This is a genomic window from Streptomyces sp. GbtcB7, from assembly GCF_019091445.1.
GTDB classification, from domain to species: Bacteria; Actinomycetota; Actinomycetes; order Streptomycetales; family Streptomycetaceae; genus Streptomyces; species Streptomyces mirabilis.
Genome location: NZ_JAGXJM010000019.1, coordinates 131,004 through 152,624, shown reverse-complemented (window position 1 = coordinate 152,624; position 21,621 = coordinate 131,004). Strand labels below are relative to the sequence as shown.

Sequence of the window (21,621 nt, the reverse complement as noted above, 5' to 3'; positions counted from 1 at the left end):
GCTCCGCGCCGTGTCTCGACGGCGCGCGGAGGCCTGTCCTGCTAGCGCTCGACCTCGCCCTTGATGAACTTCTCGACGTTGGCGAAGGCCTCGTCGTCGAAGTACTGGACCGGCGGGGACTTCATGAAGTACGAGGACGCCGACAGGATCGGGCCGCCGATGCCGCGGTCCTTGGCGATCTTCGCGGCGCGCAGGGCGTCGATGATGACACCCGCGGAGTTCGGGGAGTCCCAGACCTCGAGCTTGTACTCCAGGTTCAGCGGGACGTCACCGAAGGCGCGGCCCTCGAGACGGACGTACGCCCACTTGCGGTCGTCGAGCCAGGCCACGTAGTCCGAGGGACCGATGTGGACGTTCTTCTCGCCCATGTCGCGGTCGGGGATCTGCGAGGTGACGGCCTGCGTCTTCGAGATCTTCTTCGACTCGAGGCGGTCGCGCTCCAGCATGTTCTTGAAGTCCATGTTGCCGCCCACGTTGAGCTGCATGGTGCGCTCAAGACGGACACCGCGGTCCTCGAACAGCTTCGCCATCACACGGTGCGTGATGGTGGCGCCGACCTGCGACTTGATGTCGTCGCCGACGATCGGGACGCCCGCCTCGGTGAACTTGTCCGCCCACTCCTTGGTGCCGGCGATGAAGACCGGGAGGGCGTTGACGAAGGCGACCTTGGCGTCGATGGCGCACTGGGCGTAGAACTTCGCCGCGTCCTCGGAACCGACGGGCAGGTAGCAGATGAGGACGTCGACCTGCTTGTCCTTGAGGATCTGGACGACGTCGACCGGCGCCTCGGCGGACTCCTCGATGGTCATGCGGTAGTACTTGCCGAGACCGTCGAGGGTGTGGCCGCGCTGGACCGTGACGCCCTTGTTCGGGACGTCGCAGATCTTGATGGTGTTGTTCTCGCTGGCACCGATGGCGTCGGAGAGGTCGAGGCCGACCTTCTTCGCGTCGACGTCGAAGGCGGCGACGAACTCGACGTCACCGACGTGGTAGTCGCCGAACTGGACGTGCATCAGACCCGGGACCTTGGACGCCGGGTCGGCGTCCTTGTAGTACTCGACGCCCTGCACCAGCGAGGCGGCGCAGTTGCCCACGCCGACGATGGCTACGCGAACCGAACCCATTCCGGTTGCTCCCTGTGTGTACGAGGTGAAGCCCCGACTGGACCTCACGTGGTGGTGTCGTCGGACGGATCCGGCCGGGACTGGTCCCGGTGCCGGGGCAGGCCGCCCGTCTCTCCAGATGTGCTGTTCTGCTGAGCGGAGCCTTCGAAGGCGCCCGGGGAGCTGCCTTCGGGGACACCTCGGGAGGTGCCTTCGGAGGCGGAATCCTTGACGTCCCGTCCTGCTCGCTCGCTCTCGATGAGCTCGTTCAGCCAGCGCACTTCGCGCTCCACGGACTCCATTCCGTGGCGCTGGAGCTCAAGGGTGTAGTCGTCGAGGCGCTCCCTGGTGCGTGCCAGCGAGGCACGCATCTTCTCCAGTCGCTCCTCGAGCCGACTGCGGCGGCCCTCCAGTACGCGCATGCGCACGTCGCGTGACGTCTGCCCGAAGAACGCGAAACGAGCGGCGAAGTGCTCGTCCTCGTACGCGTCGGGCCCCGTCTGCGAGAGCAGCTCCTCGAAGTGCTCTTTACCTTCAGCCGTCAACCGATAGACGATCTTGGCGCGACGCCCAGCGAGCGGGGCGGCGAGGGCGTCCTCGGTGGTGCTCCCCGATTCCTCGATCAACCAGCCGCTCGCGACCAGCGTCTTGAGGCAGGGGTAGAGCGTCCCGTAGCTGAACGCACGGAACACACCCAGTGACGTATTGAGTCGTTTGCGCAGCTCGTAGCCGTGCATCGGGGACTCGCGAAGCAGGCCGAGGACGGCGAACTCGAGGATCCCGGAACGCCGGCTCATGTCGCCTCCTCACTGCCGCGGTCTCCTCGGCACGTTCTTTATGCCGAGCTGATGTATCGACTCGATACATCAGCACGATAGATCGGCCGTCCGTCTGCGACAAGGGGGACCATGGTGAACGGCGTCACATCACCGATTCATACGAAGCAAGTTGCCTGATTTGGGGTGAACTTCAAGATTAGGGGGGTTTTGACGGTGCGTAGTCTGTGCGCCATGCAAAACCACCGGGAACCGAGTGACGCCTGAGGGCGTCCTCGTCCCTGGTGCAGTACGGGTGAATGCGCAAACGACCGCATCCGTACTTCGGGGGGACCGGAAACCAGCTGCCGTTTCCAGGCGCGCACGGGTGCGCCTGCCCGAGGAGTAATCGTTCGATGAGCGAGCACCGTCGCAAACCGTCGCAGCCACAGGGCGGCGGACGTGCCGCGGCCCGACGCGGCCAGACCGGCCCGTCCTCCGGCCGCCGTGCGGCACCGCGAGGCGCCACCGGGTCCCCTTCCGACTCCTATGAGTCGGGAGGTGAGGAGGAGCGCCCGTACACCGGCCGCGCCGAGGCCCGGCGTGCAGCCCAGAGAAGCAGCGGTGGCGGCCGGCGCCGAGGCGCCGACGCCACAGGGCCCGGCGGTCGCCGCGGCGGTCCTGACGGGCCCGGGCGCGCGCGGGCCTCTGGGCCTGTAAAGAAGCGTTTCATCGACTACCCGCGCGCGGGCAAGTCGGGAGCCGGGCGCTGGATGCCCTCCTGGAAGCTGGTGACGGGCACGTTCCTCACCTTCATAGGGGGGCTGCTGGTCGCGGCGGGCATCGGATACGCCATGGTGGGCGTCCCGAACCCGAACGACACGGCCCTGGCCCAGAACAACGTCTTCTACTGGTCCGACAACACTCAGATGGCCGCCACCGGCGGTCAGACGAACCGACAGATCGTGGGGCCGGAGGAGATCCCGAAGGCCATGAAGAACGCGGTGGTCTCCGCCGAGAACGCGACCTTCTACAAGGACCGCGGCGTCGATCCGAAGGGCATCGCGCGTGCCTTCGTCAACATGGCCCGGGGCGGCGAGACACAGGGTGGCTCGACCATCACTCAGCAGTACGTGAAGAACACGTACCTGAGCCAGGACCAGACCATCACGCGCAAGTTCAAAGAGCTCTTCATCTCCATCAAGGTGAACTCGAAGCTGAGCAAGGACCAGATCCTCGCCGGCTACCTCAACACCGCGTACTACGGGCGCAACGCCTACGGGATCCAGGCGGCGGCCCAGGCCTACTACGGTGTGAATGCCAGCAAGCTCAGCACGGAGCAGTGCGTCTTCCTCGCGTCCGTCCTCAAGGGCCCGAACCTGTACAACCCCGACGGGGGTGTCGGGGCGCTGGCCGATACCAACTCCAACACCAAGCGGGTCAAGGAACGGTGGACATGGATCCTGGACCGTGAGGTCACGGTCGGGAACATGACCCAGGCCGATCGGGACAAGATCACCAAGTTCCCCATGCCGAAGAAGCAGACCTCGTCCCTGTCCGGCCAGACCGGTTACCTCGTCGACATCGCCAAGGAGTACGTGGCGAAGAAGGCCGGCATCACGCCGGAGCAGTTGGAGAAGGGCGGCTACCGGATCTACACGACCTTCGACAAGAATAAGGTCACCGAGCTGGAGAAGGCCGTCAAGGCGACGAAGAAGAGCTTCCTCGACACCAAGGCGCGGCCCAAGACCGACAAGGACGTGCAGTTCGGCGCGGCGTCGGTCGATCCGAAGAGCGGCGCGATCGTGGCGCTCTACGGGGGCGACGGCTTCGACAAGGGCCACTACTCCAACAACGCCAATACGACGGGCGTGCCGGTCGGATCGACCTGGAAGCCGATCGTGCTGGCCACCGCGATGCAGTACGGAACGTACAAGACCACTCCACAGGCCCTCTCGCCGATGGCCCGCTACAACGGCGACGACCTTCTGGTGATCAAGGACCAGAACGGCGACCCGATCATGGGTAACGACGGGAAGCCGTTCCGGCAGAAGAACGAGGGCACCAAGGCCTGGGGGATGGTGACGCTCAAGAAGGCCATGGAGCAGTCCATCAACTCCCCGTTCGCGCAGCTGGGCGTCGACGTCGGCCTTTCCAAGACCCGGAAGGTCGCGGAGTCCATGGGCATCCTGCCGGACTCCTTCGACCAGGGAAACCTGAACAACGTCTCCTTCTCCCTCGGTACGTCGACCCCGAGCGCCATTCGCATGGCCGACGCCTACGGCACCTTCGCCGCATCGGGCTCGCACTACGAGCCGTACTCGGTCACCAAGGTGCTCAAGGACGGCAAGCCGCTCGCCCAGTTCAAGCCGCCCGCCGAGCAGACCGCGATGCCCGAGAACGTGGCGAACAACGTCACCGACGTCCTGCAGAACGTGGTCCAGAACGGAACCGGCAAGAAGGTCGCCGACATGGGCTTCCCCGTGGCCGGCAAGACGGGTACGACCGACAAGAACAAGTCGGCGTGGTTCGTCGGCTACACCAGGGAGCTGTCCACGGCCGTCACCCTGTTCAGGTCCGACCCGAAGACGAGCAAGCTGGAATCGATGAACGGCACCGGCGGTGTGGCGTCCGTCCACGGTGGTGACATCCCGGCCCAGGTCTGGAAGGACTACATGGCCGTGGCCCTGAAGAACTCCAAGCACGAGGACTTCCCGCCGGCCGAACCGCTCGGCGAGATCCTGAACGCCAGCCCCAGCCCGAGCCCGACCCCGTCGACCACACCGTCGCCGTCGGCGAGCCCGACGCCGAGTACCTCGCCGAGCCCGTCCCTCAGCAGCTCTCCCACGGCCTCGCCGACCGACACCTGCGGCAACTTCAGCTGGAACTGTGGGAACAACGGTGGGACGGACGCGGGGAGCACCGGCGGTGCGACCGGAACCACGTCACCCACGCCGACAGTGACCAATACCAACGGGAACACCAGAGGTAATGGCAATGGCGGCATCTTCGCCGGACAGAGCGGCGGATAGATAGACGCGTAACCCGAGGAACAGGGGCCGTCAGCTGTGGCTGACGGCCCCTGTTCTCTTACCGTCCCTGCGGCCATTCTCAGACGCGTACGGCAGGATGTGCGCCATGCCCAGTGCAGAGACGACGCGAACGAGCGTGCGCGAGCCGGAGCCGGTGCGGCCGACCAAGGACGATGAGGTCGCCGCGGCCGGAAGTGAGCTGATCGGCGGTCCCATCGGACGGAGAGCGCTGCTGGGGGCGTCCTGGTGGACCCCGGTACGGGTGATCGCGCTGGTCGCGATCGGCATGTTCGCCCTCGGTATGGTGCAGAAAATGCCCTGCTACGACAGCGGCTGGTTCTTCGGGGCCAGCACGCAGTACACGCACGCGTGCTACTCGGACATCCCGCACCTCTACCAGGGACGCGGTTTCGCCGACGGGCTCGTGCCGTACTTCGACAAGCTCCCCGGCGACATGGACTACCTCGAGTACCCGGTCCTGACCGGTCTGTTCATGGAGGTCGCGGCCTGGCTCACGCCGGGCGGCGGCAGCATCCAGCACCAGGAGCAGGTCTACTGGATGGTCAACGCCGGGATGCTCATGGTGTGCGCGGCGGTCATCGCCGTATGCACCGCGCGCACCCACCGCCTGCGCCCCTGGGACGGCCTCCTGGTCGCCCTCGCGCCCGCCTTCGCGCTCACGGCCACCATCAACTGGGACCTCCTCGCGGTGGCCCTGCTGGCCGCAGCGATGCTCATGTGGTCGCGTGGCCGCTCCCTCGCCTTCGGCGTCCTGCTCGGGCTCGCCACGGCCGCCAAGTTCTACCCGTTCCTGCTCATGGGACCGCTGCTCGTGCTGTGCTGGCGGGCGGGCAAGTGGCGGGAGTTCGGGAACGCGCTCATGGGCGCGGTCGGAGCCTGGCTCGTGGTGAACCTTCCCGTGATGTACCTCGCGCCGGAAGGCTGGGCGAAGTTCTACAGCTTCAGCCAGACCAGGGGGATCGACTTCGGTTCGGTCTTTCTGTTCATCTCCACCTGGTGGAAGGTCCCGATCAGCTACCAGACGGCGAACGCGTGGGCGCTGGTCCTGATGGTGCTCGTCTGCGTGGCCATGGCCGCGCTCGCGCTCACCGCCCCGCGCCGCCCCCGTTTCGCCCAGCTGGCCTTCCTGATCGTCGCGGCCTTCATCCTCACCAACAAGGTCTACTCGCCCCAGTACGTGCTGTGGCTGATCCCCCTGGCCGCGCTGGCCCGGCCGAAGTGGCGGGACTTCCTGATCTGGCAGGCGTGCGAGGTCGCGTACTTCCTGGGGATCTGGATGTACCTCGCGTACACGACCAGCGGGGAGGCCCACAAGGGCCTCTCCTCCCACGGGTACCAGTTCGCGATCGCCGCCCACCTTCTGGGCACGCTGTACCTGTGCGCCGTGGTCGTACGCGACATCCTCATGCCGGAGCGGGACGTCGTGCGCAGGGCGGGCGAGGACGATCCCTCGGGAGGCGTCCTGGACGGCGCGGAGGACGTCTTCGTGCTCGGCGCGGCGGCCCATCCACCGCGACACGCGGCGCCATTCGACGGGCCTCAGGTGGAATGGGGCGGCGACGGCGGGGGGCAGACCTCGGAGGACAGTTCGCTCTGAGCGAACTGGACTTGGGCCCGGCTCCGACGGGCAACACGAAAGGCCGTACACGGTATGCGTGTACGGCCTTTCTGCTGTTTCCTCAGGGGCAGAGACAGTGTCCGTGTGCCGGGATCAGCGCTCCACGATGCGGTCGAACTGCGTGGTGGTGTGCCGCAGATGGGCCACCAGCTCGTCGCCGACCTGCGGCTCCGTGGCGTCCGACGGCACGAAGAGGATCGACACCTGCATGTGCGGCGGCTCGGCGAACCAGCGCTGCTTGCCGGCCCAGACGAACGGAGAAAGGTTCCGGTTGACCGTCGCCAGGCCGGCCCGGGCGACGCCCTTGGCGCGCGGCATGACGCCGTGCAGAGCCTTCGGGGCCTCCAGACCCACTCCGTGCGACGTACCGCCCGCCACGACGACCAGCCAGCCGTCAGAGGCCGTCTTCTGCTGCCGGTAGCCGAAGCGGTCGCCCTTGGAGACACGGGTGACGTCCAGGACGGCTCCGCGGTACTCGGTCGCCTCGTGGTCGCCCAGCCACAGCCGGGTGCCGATACGGGCGCGGAAGCGGGTCTGCGGGAACTGCTGCTGCAGCCGCGCGAGCTCATCGGCCTTGAGGTGGCTGACGAACATCGTGTGCAGCGGCAGCCGGGCCGCGCGCAGACGGTCCATCCAGCCGATGACCTCCTCGACGGCGTCCGAGCCGTCGGTGCGGTCCAGCGGCAGGTGGATGGCGAAGCCCTCCAGCCGGACGTTCTCTATGGCGGAGTGCAGATGCGGCAGATCCTGCTCGCTGACACCGTGCCGCTTCATCGAGGACATCACCTCGATGACGACACGGGCGCCCACGAGGCCGTACACGCCGTCGATGGACGACACCGAGCGGATGACACGGTCGGGCAGCGGTACGGGCTCCTCGCCCCGCCTGAACGGCGTCAGGACCAGCAGATCGCCGCCGAACCAGTCCTTGATCCGGGCGGCCTCGTACGTGGTGCCGACGGCCAGGATGTCCGAGCCGAGGCGGGTGGCCTCGTCGGCGAGCCGCTCGTGGCCGAAGCCGTAGCCGTTGCCCTTGCAGACGGGGACGAGCCCCGGAAACTGCTCGGACACCTGCTTGTGGTGTGCCCGCCAGCGCGCGGTGTCGACGTAGAGCGTGAGCGCCATGGCCGGTCCCGGAACCTTTCTCGTGGCTGCGGTGAATCAGAGGTAGGGAAATTGTGGCGGATCCGCCGGACCGACGGGGCCACGCCGGGCCGGATGGGCGGCTCGGCATGTGCTCCGGGCCGGCTCAGCGGCGCGACGTGTACGGGCTCAGCGGCGTGACATGTAGATGTCGAGCGCCTTGTGGAGCAGCTTGTTGAGCGGGAAGTCCCACTCGCCGAGGTACTCGGCGGCCTGCCCGCCCGTGCCCACCTTGAACTGGATCAGACCGAAGAGGTGGTCCGTCTCGTCCAGCGAGTCGGAGATGCCGCGCAGGTCGTAGACGGTCGCACCCAGGGCGTACGAGTCGCGCAGCATCCGCCACTGCATCGCGTTCGAGGGCCGGAACTCACGCCCGATGTTGTCCGATGCGCCGTACGAGTACCAGACGTGCCCACCGACGACCAGCATCGTGGCCGCGGACAGGTTCACGCCGCCGCGCCGGGCGAAGTAGAGCCGCATCCGGTTGGGGTCCTCGGTGTTGAGGGCCGACCACATGCGCTGGAAGTACGACAGCGGGCGCGGCCGGAAGTGGTCGCGGATGGCCGTGATCTCGTACAGCCGCTGCCACTCCTCGAGGTCGTGGTAGCCGCCCTGGACGACCTCGACGCCCTCCTTCTCGGCCTTCTTGATGTTGCGCCGCCACAGCTGGTTGAAGTTCTTGTGGACCTCTTCCAGGGAGCGGTTGGCCAGCGGCACCTGGAAGACGTAGCGGGGCTGTACGTCGCCGAAGCCGGCGCCCCCGTCCTCACCCTGCTGCCAGCCCATGCGGCGCAGCTTGTCGGCGACCTCGAAGGCGCGCGGTTCGATGAAGTCCGCCTCGATGTCGCGCAGGCGCTTCACGTCCGGGTTCTGAATGCCGCCCTTGATGGACGTGGCCTCCCAGCGCCGGATGATCACCGGCGGGCCCATCTTCACGGAGAAGGCGCCCTGCTGCTTGAGGTGCGCGAGCATCGGCTGCAGCCACTCGTCGAGGTTCGGCGCGTACCAGTTGATGACCGGGCCCTCGGGGAGGTAGGCGAGGTAGCGCTTGATCTTGGGCAGCTGGCGGTACAGCACCAGCCCGGCGCCCACCATCTCGCCGGTCCGCTCGTCGAACCAGCCGAGGCTCTCGGAGCGCCACTCCGCCTTGACATCGGCCCATGCCGGAACCTGCATGTGGCTAGCCGCGGGCAGGCTCTGGATGTAGGCCAGATGCTGCTCTCGGCTGATGGTCCTCAGGGTCAGGCTCATTCGGGGCGCTCCTCGGGCTGGTGTGTCCCCATGGGTACAGGGGCTCCGGCTCTCGCGCCGAAGCCTACTGCGCCCTGGGAGCGCCCCGACTGGGCCGTACTGAACCTGCGTCCCGACCGAAGCGTGGTCAGGACGTTCTGAGGTGATGTGTCCGGCTGTATCGGCAGGCGGTGGTGTCTCCGGCCGCCCGGACGAGGTTGTGACCGGCTGCCCGGCCCGCGGAACGACTCCGGCTGCCCGGCCCGCGGAACGGGTCCGGTTGCCTCAGCCGATGATGCCGCCGAAGAGGCCGCCGTGCGCCATGCCGAGGAAGAAGCCGACGGCCGAGGCGCCGAGACCCAGGATCAGGCCGAAGCGTTCCCGGGTCGTCTCCGAGATGAACTGCCCGGAGGCGCCGGTGATGATCCCGATCAGGCCTGCCCACGAGCTGATGAGGTGCAGGCTGTTGAAGGCTGCCGTGATGAGAGCGGTGACTCCGAGGACCAGAGTCACCGCGAGCAGCGTGTCTTGGAGGGGATGGGGCTTGTGGTCCGTCGCGAACAGAGAGCCGGCAACGGTGGGTCGCGTCTGTGCCATAGGGCACCTCCTGCGGAAGGCGGCGCATCGTAGCGCCATACACACCCGATGTGTACAGATTGACGGTGACCCCGGCCGGATTTCAACCGGAAGCGGGTGTGCAGGTACTCTGTACCCTCTGCACCGGTGTCTGCCCAGGCCATGGCCAGGTCACGACAAGGATTCCCCTTCGGTTCACCGATCACTCGGTACATCGACGGAGTCCTCTTGTCAGTGGCGTTGTCAGTGGCGGCGGATACCGTTGCGAACGCATCACAACCCTCCTGCCACGGAACCGCCGTGGCCGTTGAGTCCAAAGGAGGTGGGTTCCACATGCGTCACTACGAGGTGATGGTCATCCTCGACCCCGATCTCGAGGAGCGCGCTGTCTCCCCGCTGATCGAGAACTTCCTCTCCGTCGTCCGTGAGGGCAACGGAAAGGTCGAGAAGGTCGACACCTGGGGCCGTCGTCGTCTCGCGTACGAGATCAAGAAGAAGCCCGAGGGCATCTACTCGGTCATCGACCTGCAGGCCGAGCCTGCGGTCGTCAAGGAGCTCGACCGCCAGATGAACCTGAACGAGTCGGTCCTCCGGACCAAGGTCCTCCGTCCCGAGACCCACTGAGCTCTGCAGCTCAGCTGATCTCGGGCATCGAGTAGCAGCACTAGCAGCCAGCAGCAAACCCGCCGAGAGGTTCCCCCATGGCAGGCGAGACCGTCATCACGGTCGTCGGCAATCTTGTCGACGACCCCGAGCTGCGCTTCACCCCTTCCGGTGCGGCGGTCGCGAAGTTCCGTGTCGCGTCCACCCCCCGCACCTTCGACCGTCAGACCAATGAGTGGAAGGACGGCGAGAGCCTGTTCCTGACCTGCTCGGTCTGGCGTCAGGCGGCGGAGAACGTCGCCGAGTCGCTCCAGCGAGGCATGCGCGTCATCGTGCAGGGCCGGCTGAAGCAGCGGTCCTACGAGGACCGTGAGGGCGTCAAGCGCACGGTCTACGAGCTGGACGTCGAGGAAGTCGGCGCCAGCCTGAAGAGCGCCACGGCCAAGGTCACCAAGACCACCGGCCGAGGTGGCCAGGGCGGTTACGGCGGCGGCGGTGGCGGCGGCCAGCAGGGCGGCGGCTGGGGCGGAGGCTCCGGCGGCGGCCAGCAGGGCGGCGGCGGAGCTCCCGCGGAGGACCCCTGGGCGACCAGCGCTCCTGCCGGTGGCAACCAGAGCGGCGGCGGTGGCGGCTGGGGTGGAAACTCCGGCGGCTCCGGCGGCTCTGGCGGCGGCTACTCGGACGAGCCCCCCTTCTAGGCCCCCGGGCCGAGGGTGGGCCGTACCCCCACTTCTTGATCACACAGGAGATACACCATGGCGAAGCCGCCTGTGCGCAAGCCGAAGAAGAAGGTCTGCGCTTTCTGCAAGGACAAGGTCACGTACGTGGACTACAAGGACACGAACATGCTGCGGAAGTTCATTTCCGACCGCGGCAAGATCCGTGCCCGCCGCGTGACCGGCAACTGCACGCAGCACCAGCGTGACGTCGCCACGGCCGTGAAGAACAGCCGTGAGATGGCGCTGCTGCCCTACACCTCCACCGCGCGATAAGGGAAGGGTGACCGACTAATGAAGATCATCCTCACCCACGAGGTCTCCGGCCTCGGTGCCGCGGGCGACGTCGTCGACGTCAAGGACGGTTACGCTCGCAACTACCTGATCCCGCGGAACTTTGCGATCCGCTGGACCAAGGGTGGCGAGAAGGACGTCGAGCAGATCCGTCGTGCTCGCAAGATCCACGAGATCGCGACCATCGAGCAGGCCAACGAGATCAAGGCCCGCCTCGAAGGCGTGAAGGTCCGTCTGGCCGTCCGCTCCGGCGACGCCGGTCGTCTCTTCGGTTCCGTCACCCCGGCCGACATCGCTTCGGCGATCAAGGCTTCCGGTGGCCCCGAGGTCGACAAGCGCCGCATCGAGCTGGGCTCGCCGATCAAGACCCTGGGCGCTCACGAGACGTCCGTGCGTCTGCACCCCGAGGTTGCCGCCAAGGTCAACATCGAGGTCGTCGCGGCCTGACCGCTGCGCTCGGCATAGCTGAGAGAAGGGCCGTACCCAGCTGGGTACGGCCCTTCTTCGTTCGGCAGGAGCGAGCTGCTCTGTGTTTCACGTGAAACGGGGCTGAGGGCGAGGGCGACAGCGATGGCGTGGGCGACGGCCTGGGCGACGGGCAGGGCGAGGGGCAGGGCCAGGTCGGGGTGGCCGGCCGCACTGGCTGTTTCACGTGAAACGGCCAGTGCACTGGTTCAGCGCGTCGCGCCCGTGACGATCCAGCGTCCCGAGTGGGAGCGCAGCCACAGGGTCAGCATCCTCACCGTCATCATCAGCGTCATCGCTCCCCAGAGCGCGGTGAGCCCGCCCCCGAGCGTGGGCACCAACAGCGCGACGGGAGTGAAGAGCGCCAGGGTGAGCAGCATGGCCCACGCCAGGTAGGGTCCGTCTCCCGCGCCCATCAGGACTCCGTCCAGGACGAAGACGACCCCGCTGATCGGTTGTGAGACGGCCACCAGAACCAGTGCGGGAAGCGCCGTGTTCTGGACGGCCGAGTCGCTGGTGAACAGGGGAAGGAAGATCGGGCGGGCGGCGATCACCAGCAGGCCGAGGACGACACCGGAAGCGATGCCCCACTGGACCATGCGGCGGCAGGCCTCGCGGGCACCCTGAGCGTCGTTCGCACCGAGATAGCGTCCGATGATGGCCTGTCCGGCGATGGCGATCGCGTCGAGCGCGAAGGCGAGCAGACTCCACAGGGACAGGATGATCTGGTGTGCGGCCATGTCGGCGTCCCCGAGCCGTGCGGCGACAGCCGTGGCGATCATGAGGATCGTCCTCAGCGACAGCGTGCGCACCAGCAGGGGCGCACCGGCCTGAGCGCAGGCCCGTATCCCGGCGGCGTCCGGTCGCAGCGAGGCCCCGTGCTTCCGGGCTCCACGGATGACAACGAACAGATACACCGCGGCCATGCCGAACTGGGCGATGACGGTGCCCCAGGCGGATCCGGCGATACCCAGTCCGGCGCCGTAGACGAGGCCCGCGTTGAGCGCGGCGTTGGCGACGAAGCCCCCGACGGCGACATAGAGGGGGGTCTTCGTGTCCTGCAGTCCGCGCAGGACGCCGGTGGACGCGAGCACGATGAGCATCGCGGGGATACCGAGCGAGGAGATGCGCAGATAGGTCGTCGCGTACGGGGCCGCGGTGTGCGAGGCACCGAAGAGTTCCACAAGGGCGGGTGCCGTGGGCAGGACGGTGGCTATGACGACCGCGCCGAGCAGCAGCGCGAGCCAGATGCCGTCCATGCCCTGGCGTATCGCGGCCCGCAGATCACCGGCGCCGACCCGTCGGGCGACGGCGGCGGTGGTGGCGTACGCGAGGAAGACGAAAACACTGACGGCGGTCGTGAGGAGGGCGGAGGCGACACCGAGGCCGGCCAGTTGCGCGGTGCCGAGGTGTCCGACGATGGCGCTGTCGGCCATCACGAAAAGAGGCTCGGCGACGAGTGCGCCGAAGGCCGGAACGGCCAGCGCGACGATCTCTCGGTCGTGCCGGCGGCGGGCGGCCTCGGGTGCCGGGGGAGCCTGTGTCATGGGCACCAATCTAATCTTCCACAGGTAAGAGATGCAACGTGATAGTGACCATTACCTGCGCTCTCGTCGGGCGTGTCGCCGTGTACCGTTTGCAGCGATCTTTGTCCGACCGGGAAAGTTTTTCTTCTGCACAGCCGGTGGATGGTTAACAAGCAGGTCAGGGCGGTTTCTTTCGAGTGGTTGAGGGCTTGTTCACAGGCCTGTCCACCGGGTCGTGCACAGGTTTTGTGGAGTTCTCCACAGCATCCGGGCCGTCGTCCACATGGCCTGTGGATAACCAGATTGGCTGTCGGTGCCCGCGGGCCTACCGTGGTGCGGCGCCCGCTCTCCTTTCTGCCGTCGGAAACCTCGCAAAACCGACACGTCAGAACCGGAGTTGGGCCTCTTAGTTGTCAGTGCCGTGCCGTAGAAATGAGGGGCACGGCTAGGTCCGCTCGGCGGACGGGAGGAGGTGGCTCGGTGAGTATTTCCGAGCCCTTGGACGACCCGTGGGCCGACAGCGGTCCCAGTGATCGTCTGCCCGCTTCCCGCCGAGGCCGCGAGAGTGGCCGGGGCCGCGACGACCAGCACGACCGCGACCGGGACAACGGGCCGTGGGAAGGCGGAGGTTCGTCCTTCGAGCGCGTACCTCCCCAGGACCTCGACGCCGAGCAGTCCGTTCTCGGTGGCATGCTCCTGTCCAAGGACGCCATCGCCGACGTCGTCGAGGTCATCAAGGGCCACGACTTCTACCGGCCCGCGCACGAGACCATCTACACCGCGATCCTCGATCTGTACGCGAAGGGCGAGCCGGCCGACCCGATCACGGTCGCAGCCGAGCTCACCAAGCGGGGTGAGATCACCAAGGTCGGTGGTGCCTCGTATCTGCACACCCTCGTCCAGACGGTCCCCACGGCGGCGAACGCCGAGTACTACGCGGAGATCGTGCATGAGCGCGCGGTCCTGCGCCGCCTGGTCGAGGCCGGCACGCGCATCACACAGATGGGATACGCGGCCGACGGCGACGTGGACGAGATCGTCAACACCGCCCAGGCCGAGATCTACGCGGTCACCGAGCAGCGCACCACCGAGGACTACCTGCCGCTGGGCGACATCATGGAGGGCGCGCTCGACGAGATCGAGGCGATCGGTTCACGGTCGGGGGAGATGACCGGTGTGCCGACCGGCTTCACCGACCTCGACTCGCTCACGAACGGTCTGCACCCGGGCCAGATGATCATCATCGCGGCTCGTCCCGCCATGGGTAAGTCGACGCTGGCGCTGGACTTCGCGCGGGCCTGTTCGATCAAGCACAACATGCCCAGCGTGATCTTCTCGCTCGAAATGGGGCGCAACGAGATCGCGATGCGCCTGCTGTCAGCCGAAGCCCGCGTGGCCCTGCACCACATGCGATCCGGCACGATGACCGACGAGGACTGGACACGGCTCGCGCGCCGGATGCCCGATGTCTCGGCCGCACCGCTCTACATCGACGACTCCCCGAACCTGTCCATGATGGAGATCCGCGCCAAGTGCCGGCGCCTCAAGCAGCGCGCCGATCTGAAGCTCGTCGTCATCGACTATCTGCAACTGATGCAGTCGGGCGGCAAGCGGTCCGAGAGCCGACAGCAGGAGGTCTCCGACATGTCGCGAAACCTGAAGCTGCTGGCCAAGGAGCTGGAGCTGCCGGTGATCGCGCTGTCGCAGCTCAACCGTGGTCCCGAACAGCGGACGGACAAGAAGCCCATGGTCTCCGACCTGCGTGAATCGGGATCGATCGAGCAGGACGCGGACATGGTGATCCTCCTGCACCGCGAGGACGCCTACGAGAAGGAGTCACCGCGCGCGGGCGAGGCGGACATCATCGTCGGCAAGCACCGTAACGGCCCGACGGCCACGATCACCGTGGCCTTCCAGGGTCACTACTCGCGCTTCGTGGACATGGCACAGACCTGATCCACCCTCCTGGGCGCGGTGCGGAAGACATGCGCCCGGTCTTCGGGGAAATGCACTCGACGTGCGGTGCCGGGCCGGGTGGACTGAGGGCATGACGACACCCCAGGAAAAGCTCCTTCCCGGCACGCGCCGGGCTCTGTTGCACCGCATCGCCGCCGCTCAGGCCGAGGGGCGGGCGCCGTCGCTGGTCGCGGCGGTCGTCCGGGGCGGGGAGCCGGTGTGGCACGGGTCGCGCACCTCGGTGGACGGGCACGGCCCGGACGAGAACGTGCAGTACCGGATCGGTTCGATCACCAAGACCTTCACGGCCGTGCTGGTGCTGCGGCTGCGTGACGAGGGACTGCTCGACCTGGGCGACCCGCTGGAGAAGCATCTTCCGGGCACCGGTGCGGGGGAGGCCACCATCGCCCAGCTCCTCGCGCACACCGCCGGGCTGGCGGCCGAGACGCCCGGCCCCTGGTGGGAACGCACACCCGGTTCGCTGCGCCCCGAGCTCTCCGACGTGCTCGGTGAGCAGCCCTTCCTGCATCCGGCCGGGCGGCTGCATCACTACTCGAACCCCGGCTACACCTTGCTGGGCGCACTGATCGAGGAACTCCGGGGAGTTCCCTGGGAAGAGGCACTGCGGCGCGAGGTGCTCGACCCGCTGGGCCTGCACCGCACGAGTGGGCAGCCGCAGGCGCCCCATGCGGGTGGCTGGGCCGTGCATCCGTGGGCGGACGTCATGATGCCGGAGCCCGCCGAGGACCTCGGCCGAATGGCTCCGGCCGGGCAACTGTGGTCCACCACGGGGGACTTGGCGCGCTTCGCCGTCTTCCTGGCCACGGGGCACGCGGCGGTGCTCAGCGCGGAGTCCCTGCGGGAGATGCGTACGCCCGCGGCCCCCTTGGAGGCCGATCAGCTCGCCTCGGGGGACTCCTACGGGCTGGGACTGCAGGTGCTGCATCGGTCGGGCCGCATCCTGGTGGGTCACTCGGGGTCGTTGCCAGGCTTCCTTGCGGCGCTCGCGATCGGTGTGGAGGACGACGTGGCGGCGGTGGTGCTGTCCAACTGCACCTCCGGTCCGCGGGTGCTGACCGTGGCCACCGATCTCGTACGGATCGTCGCCGAGGCCGAGCCACGCATTCCCGAGCCGTGGCGTCCGGCCGCCGAAGTCGATCAGTCCGTCCTGGAGTTGGCCGGCCCCTGGTACTGGGGTACCCAGGCGTGCGCGCTTCGTCTGAGGGCCGACGGCATGGTCGAGCTGGGCCCGCTGGCCGGGGGTGGCCGCGGTTCGCGCTTCCGGACGAACGGTGACGGGACCTGGACGGGACTCGACGGCTACTACATGGGGGAGCCGCTACGGGCCGTACGGCGCCCGGACGGGTCCCTGAGTCACCTCGACCTCGGTTCGTTCGTCTTCACGCGTCAGCCGTACGACGAGGACGCTCCTGTGCCAGGTGGAGTGGACCCCGAGGGCTGGCGAGGGATTCAGTAGCCGCTGTCATGCGGGGGTCTGTTACACGTGAAACAGACCCCCGACGTACACAGGTGGCTCAGAGCGCCAGCTTGAAGCCCACGTGTGAGGCCGTGAAGCCGAGCCGCTCGTAGAAGCGGTGGGCGTCAGTGCGGGTGGCGTCGGAGGTCAGCTCGACCAACTGGCATCCCTGGCGCCGGGATTCCTCGATCGCCCACTCGATGAACCGGGTGCCGAGACCGCTGCCGCGCTCGTCGGAGTGGACGCGCACGCCCTCGATGAGCGCGCGGGTCGAGCCCTTGCGGGACAGCCCGGGAAGGACCGTGAGCTGCAGGGTGCCGACGACGCGTCCCTCGCGCACCGCGACCACCAGGTGCTGATTCGGGTCGGCGCTCAGCCGCTCGAGCGCGGCCAGGTAGGGGGTCAGGTCATCGGGTGACTCCCGCTGGGCACCGAGCGGATCATCGGCGAGCATCGCGACGATGGCGGGGACATCGTCCGAAGCGGCCGGTCGAATCTCAAGATCTCCCATGGCCACAGCGTATCCAGGCACCTGTACGGGCTGTGTGGGCACCCGGCAGGGGGACGGGAGGTCGTCCCTGCCTAGGGCCTGTCCGGCGGATCATGCCGTAGACGCGGGGCTTGGCACGCCCTCCCCCAAGCTCTTCGAGCAGGGGGTGCCCCCAGCGGCGTTGTCGTCGGTTGCCGACGCTCCGCGTCGTCGCCCTCCTCCGCCTTGCAGCTGGACGCACCAAGCCCCGCTCACCGGCGTCGATGAGGTCCCGCCCGTTTCCTGCGACCTGATCCGCCGGACAGGCCCTAGGCGGACACGCTCGCCGACTCCACGACGCGGACCAGTGGGGCCAGTTCGGGGGACTTGGCGGCTTCGTCGAGCGCCTCGCGCAGGGCGGTGTCATTGGTGGGCCGTGCCTCTTCGAGGAGCTTGAGGCCGGCCTCGCTGACATTCGTGTAGATGCCGCGGCGGTCGGTGGGGCACAGATAGCGGGCCAGCAGACCACGGTCCTCGAGCCGGGTGACGAGCCGTGTGGTGGCGCTCTGACTGAGCACGACCGCGTCCGCGACCTGCTTCATCTGCAAGTGACCACCTTCGCCGTCGTGCTGTCGGCTGAGCACGTCGAGCAGGGAGTACTCCCTCACGCTGAGGTCGTGCTTGGTCTGCAGGGCGCGCTCGATGTGGGCCTCGATCCTCCCGTGCAGCAGGGAGAGGGCGCACCACCCCTGAGCAAGGGCGGTGAGCGCGGGGTCCGTGGCTGTCATGGCGTGTTCCTCCGTCCCGGAGCAGCTGACACCAGGGTAGAGCACGAGCGCAATAGTCCGCTCTTGCATTTAGCCCGCGTGTGCAACTATTGTGAACGCACGCAAAGCGCTCCTGCAATCGTTTGGGAAGGTGTCCCCACCATGCCTCTCGCGCTTCTGGCCCTCGCGATCGGGGCCTTCGGAATCGGAACCACCGAGTTCGTGATCATGGGTGTGCTGCCTGAGGTCGCCGGTGACTTCGGTGTCTCCATCCCCACGGCCGGACTGCTCGTGACCGGCTATGCCCTCGGCGTGGTGATCGGCGCCCCGATCATGACCGCGCTCGGCACGAAGGTGTCCCGCAAGCGGATGCTGATGCTGCTGATGGGGTTGTTCGTCGTCGGTAACCTGCTCTCCGCCGTCGCCCCGGCCTTCGGGCTGATGCTGGCGGGCCGAGTCGTCGCCTCTCTCGCCCACGGCGCGTTCTTCGGCATCGGATCGGTCGTCGCCGCCGAGCTTGTCGCGCCGGAGAAGAAGGCCGGCGCGATCGCCATGATGTTCAGCGGTCTCACCATCGCCAATGTGGTCGGTGTCCCCCTGGGTACGTTGATCGGGCAGTCCGCGGGCTGGCGGGTCACCTTCGCCGGGGTCGCCGCGCTCGGAGTGATCGGTCTGCTCGGTATCGCCAAGCTGGTCCCCGAGATGCCGAAGCCCGAGGGTGTGCATCTCCGCCACGAGCTCGCCGCCTTCAAGAACGTCCAGGTCCTGCTGGCCATGGCGATGACCGTGCTCGGCTTCGGAGGTGTCTTCGCGGCCATCACCTACATCGCGCCGATGATGACCCACGTCGCCGGCTTCGCCGACACCTCCGTCACCTGGCTGTTGGTCCTCTTCGGCCTCGGCATGGTCGCCGGAAACCTCATCGGAGGCAGGTTCGCCGACCGCGCCCTGATGCCGATGCTGTACGTGTCTCTGGGCGGCCTCGCCATCGTGCTCGCCCTGTTCACGGTGACCGCGCACAACAAGATCCTCGCGGCCCTCACGATCGCGCTGATCGGCGCCCTCGGGTTCGCGACCGTGCCGCCGCTGCAGAAGCGCGTCCTCGACCAGGCGCACGGTGCCCCCACCCTGGCCTCGGCCGTGAACATTGGTGCCTTCAACCTCGGCAACGCCCTCTCGGCCTGGCTCGGTGGCCTCGTCATCGCAGCCGGCCTCGGTTACACCGCCCCCAACTGGGTCGGCGCGGCGCTCGCCGCGGGAGCTCTGGTTCTCGCGGTCGTCTCGGCAGCCCTGGAGCGCCGAGCCGATGCCGCCGGCTCCGTCGCCGCCGCAAGCGCGCCCATCGAGCAGCGGACCGCCGTCCACCACTGAGTCACCGAGTAGCAGCCGGCCCCTCACGGCTGAACCCACCACCCTGATCGGCCACGCCCGAACAGCACCTCAAGGAGAAAGTCCCCCATGACCAGCACCACCGTCGCCGTTGCTCCGCTGACCATCCAGGACGCCGAGGTTCTCGTCTCCGCGGCCCGCCGTGCCGCCGAGGCCGCCGGAGTCACGGTCAGCGTCACCGTCCTCGACGCGGGCGGCCATCTGCTCGCCTTCCGGCGCGACGACCGTGCCGTACTGATTTCCGGCGAGACCAGCACACGCAAGGCCTACACGGCCCTCCAGTTGGACTCCGCCACCAGGGAACTGGTCGACGCGGTCCAGCCCGGCGGCCTCTTCCACACCCTGCCCACCGCGCTCGACCGTCCGCTCCTGTTCATCGCGGGCGGTGTTCCGGTCCGTCGCGACGGTCGTCTGATCGGGGCGATCGGGGTCGGTGGCGGAGCGCCCGACCAGGACCACGACTTCGCCGTCGCGGCGGTGGAGACGCTTGTCTGACCGCACCCCCGTAGACAAGCGCCGGTCCCCCACAGACGACGGGGACCGGCGCTTCTCTACGCGGTGAATGATTCTCCGGGCGGTGGATGCGACTGCACCCCCCGGCGGCTCTCAGCCCGCCGCCACCGTGAGCGGAGCGAAGCGTCGCATCCAGTCCCCGGGCAACTTCGAGATCCCGTACGTCATCACCGCGTTGAAGCTCGTGGGCTCCAGGCCGTGTTCCTTCGCCCAGGACAGCAGCTCTTCGTGCCGTACGTCGATGTCGGTGCGCAGCGGGCGGTCGGTGTGGGCGGCGAGCGAGGCGATGAGTGCCTTCGCCGTCTCGGTGTCACGGGCGATCAGTGGACCCACCACATGGGTGTCCATGTTGGGCCAGGCCGCCGCGTAGCCGATGATCCGGCCGTTCTCCACGGCGACACGCAACTGGTCGGAGAAGGCGGGCAGCCGCGTGATCACATGGGTGCGGTCGGAACCGAAGACCTCCGCGTCGAGCCGAAGAATCGTGGCGAGATCCTCGGCGGTCGCCGGGCGCGTGGGCACCTTCGGGTCCGGCCCGCCAGGGACGAAGTGTCCACGGATCATCTCGGCGCGGCCCGTGACCTTGAAGCCCAGCTCCTCGTAGAGCGGTCGGCCATAAGGAGTCGCGTGCAGGGTCAGCGGGGTGGTGCCCATCTCTGCCACGACATGGCTCATCAGGCGTCGGCCGACACCCTGGCGGGCATGCCGCTCGGCGACCAGCATCATTCCGATCGCTCCCAGTTCAAGCCTCTCCGGCGTTCCGTACTCGGTCACGACGCAGGCGGTGACGAGACCGCCGTCGGGGTCGTCGATGCCGTAGCCCGTCCCGGCGGTGAGGAGCAGACCCCACTTGTGTTCCTCACGGGGCCACCCCCGGTTCTCTGACAAATCGGCGCAGGCGGTGAGATCGCGAGGCGCCAGTCGGCGGATGGGCAGAAGGGCGAGGGAAGGTGTCGACACGCAGGTCAGGCTGTCTGACATACACCCCTGACGTCCACCTGTTTGCCCAGGGATCTATGCGCTTTTGGCCATGTCGTGCCTCAGGTGCGGGCATGGAGGCAGCGTCGCTTCCCACAGCGCACGGACAGATGTTTCACGTGAAACAGCGAAAGATGCCAGGGCCGCTAACCTCGGCTTCCATGCCACGACTTCATCTCTTCGACCTTGACGGAACGTTGCTGTACGGGAGTTCCGCGCCCCAGGAGATCTCACGGCAGATCGGTCTGGAGGCCGAGACTGTCGCGCTTGACCAAGCGATCTCAGCAGGACGGATCGGTCCGCCGGAGTACGCCGTACAGGTGCACGCCCTGTGGGCGGAACTCAGGGAGGAACATGTGGCGGCGGCCTTCGAGGGCGCGCCGTGGCTGTCCGGCATCGAGGATGTCTGGGCGGAGATCAGAGGCAACGGCGACTACTGCGCCGTAGTCTCCCTCTCGCCCTCGTTCTTCGTCGAGCGACTGACGGCGTGGGGTGCGCATGCGGCATACGGTTCGCGTTTTCCCGCTCTGCCGTTCAGCGAGCCCGTTGATCTCGCGGGCATTCTCAGTGCCGCGGCGAAGGTGCAGATCGCGGACCGGCTCTGTGAAGAGTTCGGGGTGATGCGGGCCGATTGTGTCGCCTATGGCGACTCGCTGTCCGACAAGGACCTGTTCGAGACGGTGCCGGTCTCCGTCGCGGTCAATGCGGATCGGCATCTGGCAGGCCTTGCCACGCACTCCTACGTGGGACGGGACCTGTGGGATGCCTATGAATTGGTCCGGCGCGCCTTGTAATTACGGCAGTTGAGAGTGGGGCGCCGCCTCTTCGGGCGGAAGGAACGGGGTACTTGTTTGTGGGGCGGCTGCCGGTATGGTCGACTCCGGTTCGCGTCCATCGTGATGTACGCACGTCTCGTGGGGCACGAACGCAGGCCAATGCAGCGTAACGGGACGGAGAGATCGAAGACCCGTATTTTCCGTTATGCGGCCG

General features: G+C 67.5%; 20 protein-coding genes. 11 read left to right on the top strand and 9 right to left on the bottom strand.

The genetic code is table 11. From position 1 onward, the window contains the following. Positions 1-41: 41 nt before the first annotated feature. Positions 42-1,124 carry an inositol-3-phosphate synthase gene (locus KVT44_RS29245; protein ID WP_054236446.1) on the bottom strand — a complete coding sequence of 361 codons (1,083 nt, stop codon included), beginning with the start codon at positions 1,122-1,124 and terminating at the stop codon, positions 42-44. A 44-nt stretch (positions 1,125-1,168) separates the two neighbouring features. Next, positions 1,169-1,900, bottom strand: a complete 732-nt coding sequence (locus KVT44_RS29240; protein ID WP_075031483.1) for a PadR family transcriptional regulator — start codon at positions 1,898-1,900, stop codon at positions 1,169-1,171. Positions 1,901-2,274: 374 nt separating this feature from the next. Here KVT44_RS29240 and KVT44_RS29235 point away from each other — a divergent pair, with 374 nt between their 5' ends. Beyond that, complete coding sequence (locus KVT44_RS29235; RefSeq protein WP_217569822.1) at positions 2,275-4,890, top strand: transglycosylase domain-containing protein; 2,616 nt, start codon at positions 2,275-2,277, stop codon at positions 4,888-4,890. A gap of 106 nt (positions 4,891-4,996) precedes the next feature. Beyond that, positions 4,997-6,508 carry a glycosyltransferase family 87 protein gene (locus tag KVT44_RS29230; protein ID WP_217569820.1) on the top strand — a complete coding sequence of 504 codons (1,512 nt, stop codon included), beginning with the start codon at positions 4,997-4,999 and terminating at the stop codon, positions 6,506-6,508. Between the two features lie 114 nt (positions 6,509-6,622). Here the strand turns inward: KVT44_RS29230 and KVT44_RS29225 are convergent, their stop codons facing one another. From KVT44_RS29225 to KVT44_RS29215, 3 genes are all read right to left on the bottom strand, one after another. Continuing rightward, on the bottom strand, positions 6,623-7,654 hold the full coding sequence (locus KVT44_RS29225; protein WP_075031480.1) for an alanine racemase: 1,032 nt from the start codon (positions 7,652-7,654) through the stop codon (positions 6,623-6,625). Between the two features lie 147 nt (positions 7,655-7,801). Further along, complete coding sequence (gene femX / locus KVT44_RS29220) at positions 7,802-8,923, bottom strand: peptidoglycan bridge formation glycyltransferase FemX (protein ID WP_060901662.1); 1,122 nt, start codon at positions 8,921-8,923, stop codon at positions 7,802-7,804. Positions 8,924-9,187: 264 nt separating this feature from the next. Next, complete coding sequence (locus tag KVT44_RS29215; RefSeq protein ID WP_054236452.1) at positions 9,188-9,499, bottom strand: hypothetical protein; 312 nt, start codon at positions 9,497-9,499, stop codon at positions 9,188-9,190. A 312-nt stretch (positions 9,500-9,811) separates the two neighbouring features. Here KVT44_RS29215 and rpsF point away from each other — a divergent pair, with 312 nt between their 5' ends. The 4 genes from rpsF to rplI all read left to right on the top strand — a co-directional run bounded on the left by rpsF (position 9,812) and on the right by rplI (position 11,538). Beyond that, complete coding sequence (rpsF, locus tag KVT44_RS29210) at positions 9,812-10,102, top strand: 30S ribosomal protein S6 (protein ID WP_004950685.1); 291 nt, start codon at positions 9,812-9,814, stop codon at positions 10,100-10,102. 77 nt (positions 10,103-10,179) lie between these two features. Continuing rightward, positions 10,180-10,779, top strand: coding sequence for a single-stranded DNA-binding protein (locus KVT44_RS29205; protein ID WP_217569818.1), 600 nt, complete (start codon positions 10,180-10,182; stop codon positions 10,777-10,779). A gap of 57 nt (positions 10,780-10,836) precedes the next feature. Continuing rightward, positions 10,837-11,073 (top strand): 30S ribosomal protein S18, encoded by a 237-nt coding sequence (rpsR, locus tag KVT44_RS29200; RefSeq protein ID WP_003949403.1) that lies wholly within the window; start codon positions 10,837-10,839, stop codon positions 11,071-11,073. An 18-nt stretch (positions 11,074-11,091) separates the two neighbouring features. Next, positions 11,092-11,538 (top strand): 50S ribosomal protein L9, encoded by a 447-nt coding sequence (rplI, locus tag KVT44_RS29195; RefSeq protein WP_054236454.1) that lies wholly within the window; start codon positions 11,092-11,094, stop codon positions 11,536-11,538. A gap of 227 nt (positions 11,539-11,765) precedes the next feature. Here rplI and KVT44_RS29190 read toward each other — a convergent pair whose 3' ends face one another. Next, entirely contained in the window at positions 11,766-13,103 is a 1,338-nt protein-coding gene (locus KVT44_RS29190; RefSeq protein WP_217569816.1) for an MATE family efflux transporter, read from the bottom strand. A 459-nt stretch (positions 13,104-13,562) separates the two neighbouring features. Between KVT44_RS29190 and dnaB the strand changes: the two genes are divergently transcribed. Continuing rightward, entirely contained in the window at positions 13,563-15,038 is a 1,476-nt protein-coding gene (dnaB, locus tag KVT44_RS29185; protein WP_217569814.1) for a replicative DNA helicase, read from the top strand. Positions 15,039-15,129: 91 nt separating this feature from the next. Then, on the top strand, positions 15,130-16,515 hold the full coding sequence (locus KVT44_RS29180; protein ID WP_217569813.1) for a serine hydrolase: 1,386 nt from the start codon (positions 15,130-15,132) through the stop codon (positions 16,513-16,515). A 58-nt stretch (positions 16,516-16,573) separates the two neighbouring features. On the opposite strand, the gene KVT44_RS29175 is transcribed toward KVT44_RS29180, so the two are convergent. Further along, on the bottom strand, positions 16,574-17,026 hold the full coding sequence (locus KVT44_RS29175; RefSeq protein WP_217569810.1) for a GNAT family N-acetyltransferase: 453 nt from the start codon (positions 17,024-17,026) through the stop codon (positions 16,574-16,576). A gap of 287 nt (positions 17,027-17,313) precedes the next feature. Further along, positions 17,314-17,772 carry a MarR family winged helix-turn-helix transcriptional regulator gene (locus KVT44_RS29170; RefSeq protein WP_060901667.1) on the bottom strand — a complete coding sequence of 153 codons (459 nt, stop codon included), beginning with the start codon at positions 17,770-17,772 and terminating at the stop codon, positions 17,314-17,316. A gap of 141 nt (positions 17,773-17,913) precedes the next feature. On the opposite strand from KVT44_RS29170, the gene KVT44_RS29165 reads away from it, so the two are divergent. Both KVT44_RS29165 and KVT44_RS29160 read left to right on the top strand, forming a co-directional pair. Then, a complete protein-coding gene (locus KVT44_RS29165; RefSeq protein WP_190174109.1) occupies positions 17,914-19,122 on the top strand; it encodes an MFS transporter in 1,209 nt (402 codons plus the stop codon). 87 nt (positions 19,123-19,209) lie between these two features. Next, positions 19,210-19,635, top strand: coding sequence for a heme-binding protein (locus KVT44_RS29160; RefSeq protein ID WP_190174110.1), 426 nt, complete (start codon positions 19,210-19,212; stop codon positions 19,633-19,635). A 111-nt stretch (positions 19,636-19,746) separates the two neighbouring features. On the opposite strand, the gene KVT44_RS29155 is transcribed toward KVT44_RS29160, so the two are convergent. Further along, a complete protein-coding gene (locus KVT44_RS29155; protein WP_217569809.1) occupies positions 19,747-20,613 on the bottom strand; it encodes a GNAT family N-acetyltransferase in 867 nt (288 codons plus the stop codon). A 179-nt stretch (positions 20,614-20,792) separates the two neighbouring features. Between KVT44_RS29155 and KVT44_RS29150 the strand changes: the two genes are divergently transcribed. Further along, positions 20,793-21,425, top strand: coding sequence for an HAD family phosphatase (locus KVT44_RS29150; RefSeq protein ID WP_099921734.1), 633 nt, complete (start codon positions 20,793-20,795; stop codon positions 21,423-21,425). The last annotated feature ends 196 nt before the right edge of the window (positions 21,426-21,621 follow it).

What these genes read in the sequence shown, in the direction of transcription:
- KVT44_RS29245 (WP_054236446.1), bottom strand. Translation starts at nt 1,124, where the DNA reads ATGGGTTCGGTTCGCGTAGCCATCGTCGGCGTGGGCAACTGCGCCGCC.
- KVT44_RS29240 (WP_075031483.1), bottom strand. Translation starts at nt 1,900, where the DNA reads ATGAGCCGGCGTTCCGGGATCCTCGAGTTCGCCGTCCTCGGCCTGCTT.
- KVT44_RS29235 (WP_217569822.1), top strand. Translation starts at nt 2,275, where the DNA reads ATGAGCGAGCACCGTCGCAAACCGTCGCAGCCACAGGGCGGCGGACGT.
- KVT44_RS29230 (WP_217569820.1), top strand. Translation starts at nt 4,997, where the DNA reads ATGCCCAGTGCAGAGACGACGCGAACGAGCGTGCGCGAGCCGGAGCCG.
- KVT44_RS29225 (WP_075031480.1), bottom strand. Translation starts at nt 7,654, where the DNA reads ATGGCGCTCACGCTCTACGTCGACACCGCGCGCTGGCGGGCACACCAC.
- femX (WP_060901662.1), bottom strand. Translation starts at nt 8,923, where the DNA reads ATGAGCCTGACCCTGAGGACCATCAGCCGAGAGCAGCATCTGGCCTAC.
- KVT44_RS29215 (WP_054236452.1), bottom strand. Translation starts at nt 9,499, where the DNA reads ATGGCACAGACGCGACCCACCGTTGCCGGCTCTCTGTTCGCGACGGAC.
- rpsF (WP_004950685.1), top strand. Translation starts at nt 9,812, where the DNA reads ATGCGTCACTACGAGGTGATGGTCATCCTCGACCCCGATCTCGAGGAG.
- KVT44_RS29205 (WP_217569818.1), top strand. Translation starts at nt 10,180, where the DNA reads ATGGCAGGCGAGACCGTCATCACGGTCGTCGGCAATCTTGTCGACGAC.
- rpsR (WP_003949403.1), top strand. Translation starts at nt 10,837, where the DNA reads ATGGCGAAGCCGCCTGTGCGCAAGCCGAAGAAGAAGGTCTGCGCTTTC.
- rplI (WP_054236454.1), top strand. Translation starts at nt 11,092, where the DNA reads ATGAAGATCATCCTCACCCACGAGGTCTCCGGCCTCGGTGCCGCGGGC.
- KVT44_RS29190 (WP_217569816.1), bottom strand. Translation starts at nt 13,103, where the DNA reads ATGACACAGGCTCCCCCGGCACCCGAGGCCGCCCGCCGCCGGCACGAC.
- KVT44_RS29180 (WP_217569813.1), top strand. Translation starts at nt 15,130, where the DNA reads ATGACGACACCCCAGGAAAAGCTCCTTCCCGGCACGCGCCGGGCTCTG.
- KVT44_RS29175 (WP_217569810.1), bottom strand. Translation starts at nt 17,026, where the DNA reads ATGGGAGATCTTGAGATTCGACCGGCCGCTTCGGACGATGTCCCCGCC.
- KVT44_RS29170 (WP_060901667.1), bottom strand. Translation starts at nt 17,772, where the DNA reads ATGACAGCCACGGACCCCGCGCTCACCGCCCTTGCTCAGGGGTGGTGC.
- KVT44_RS29165 (WP_190174109.1), top strand. Translation starts at nt 17,914, where the DNA reads ATGCCTCTCGCGCTTCTGGCCCTCGCGATCGGGGCCTTCGGAATCGGA.
- KVT44_RS29160 (WP_190174110.1), top strand. Translation starts at nt 19,210, where the DNA reads ATGACCAGCACCACCGTCGCCGTTGCTCCGCTGACCATCCAGGACGCC.
- KVT44_RS29150 (WP_099921734.1), top strand. Translation starts at nt 20,793, where the DNA reads ATGCCACGACTTCATCTCTTCGACCTTGACGGAACGTTGCTGTACGGG.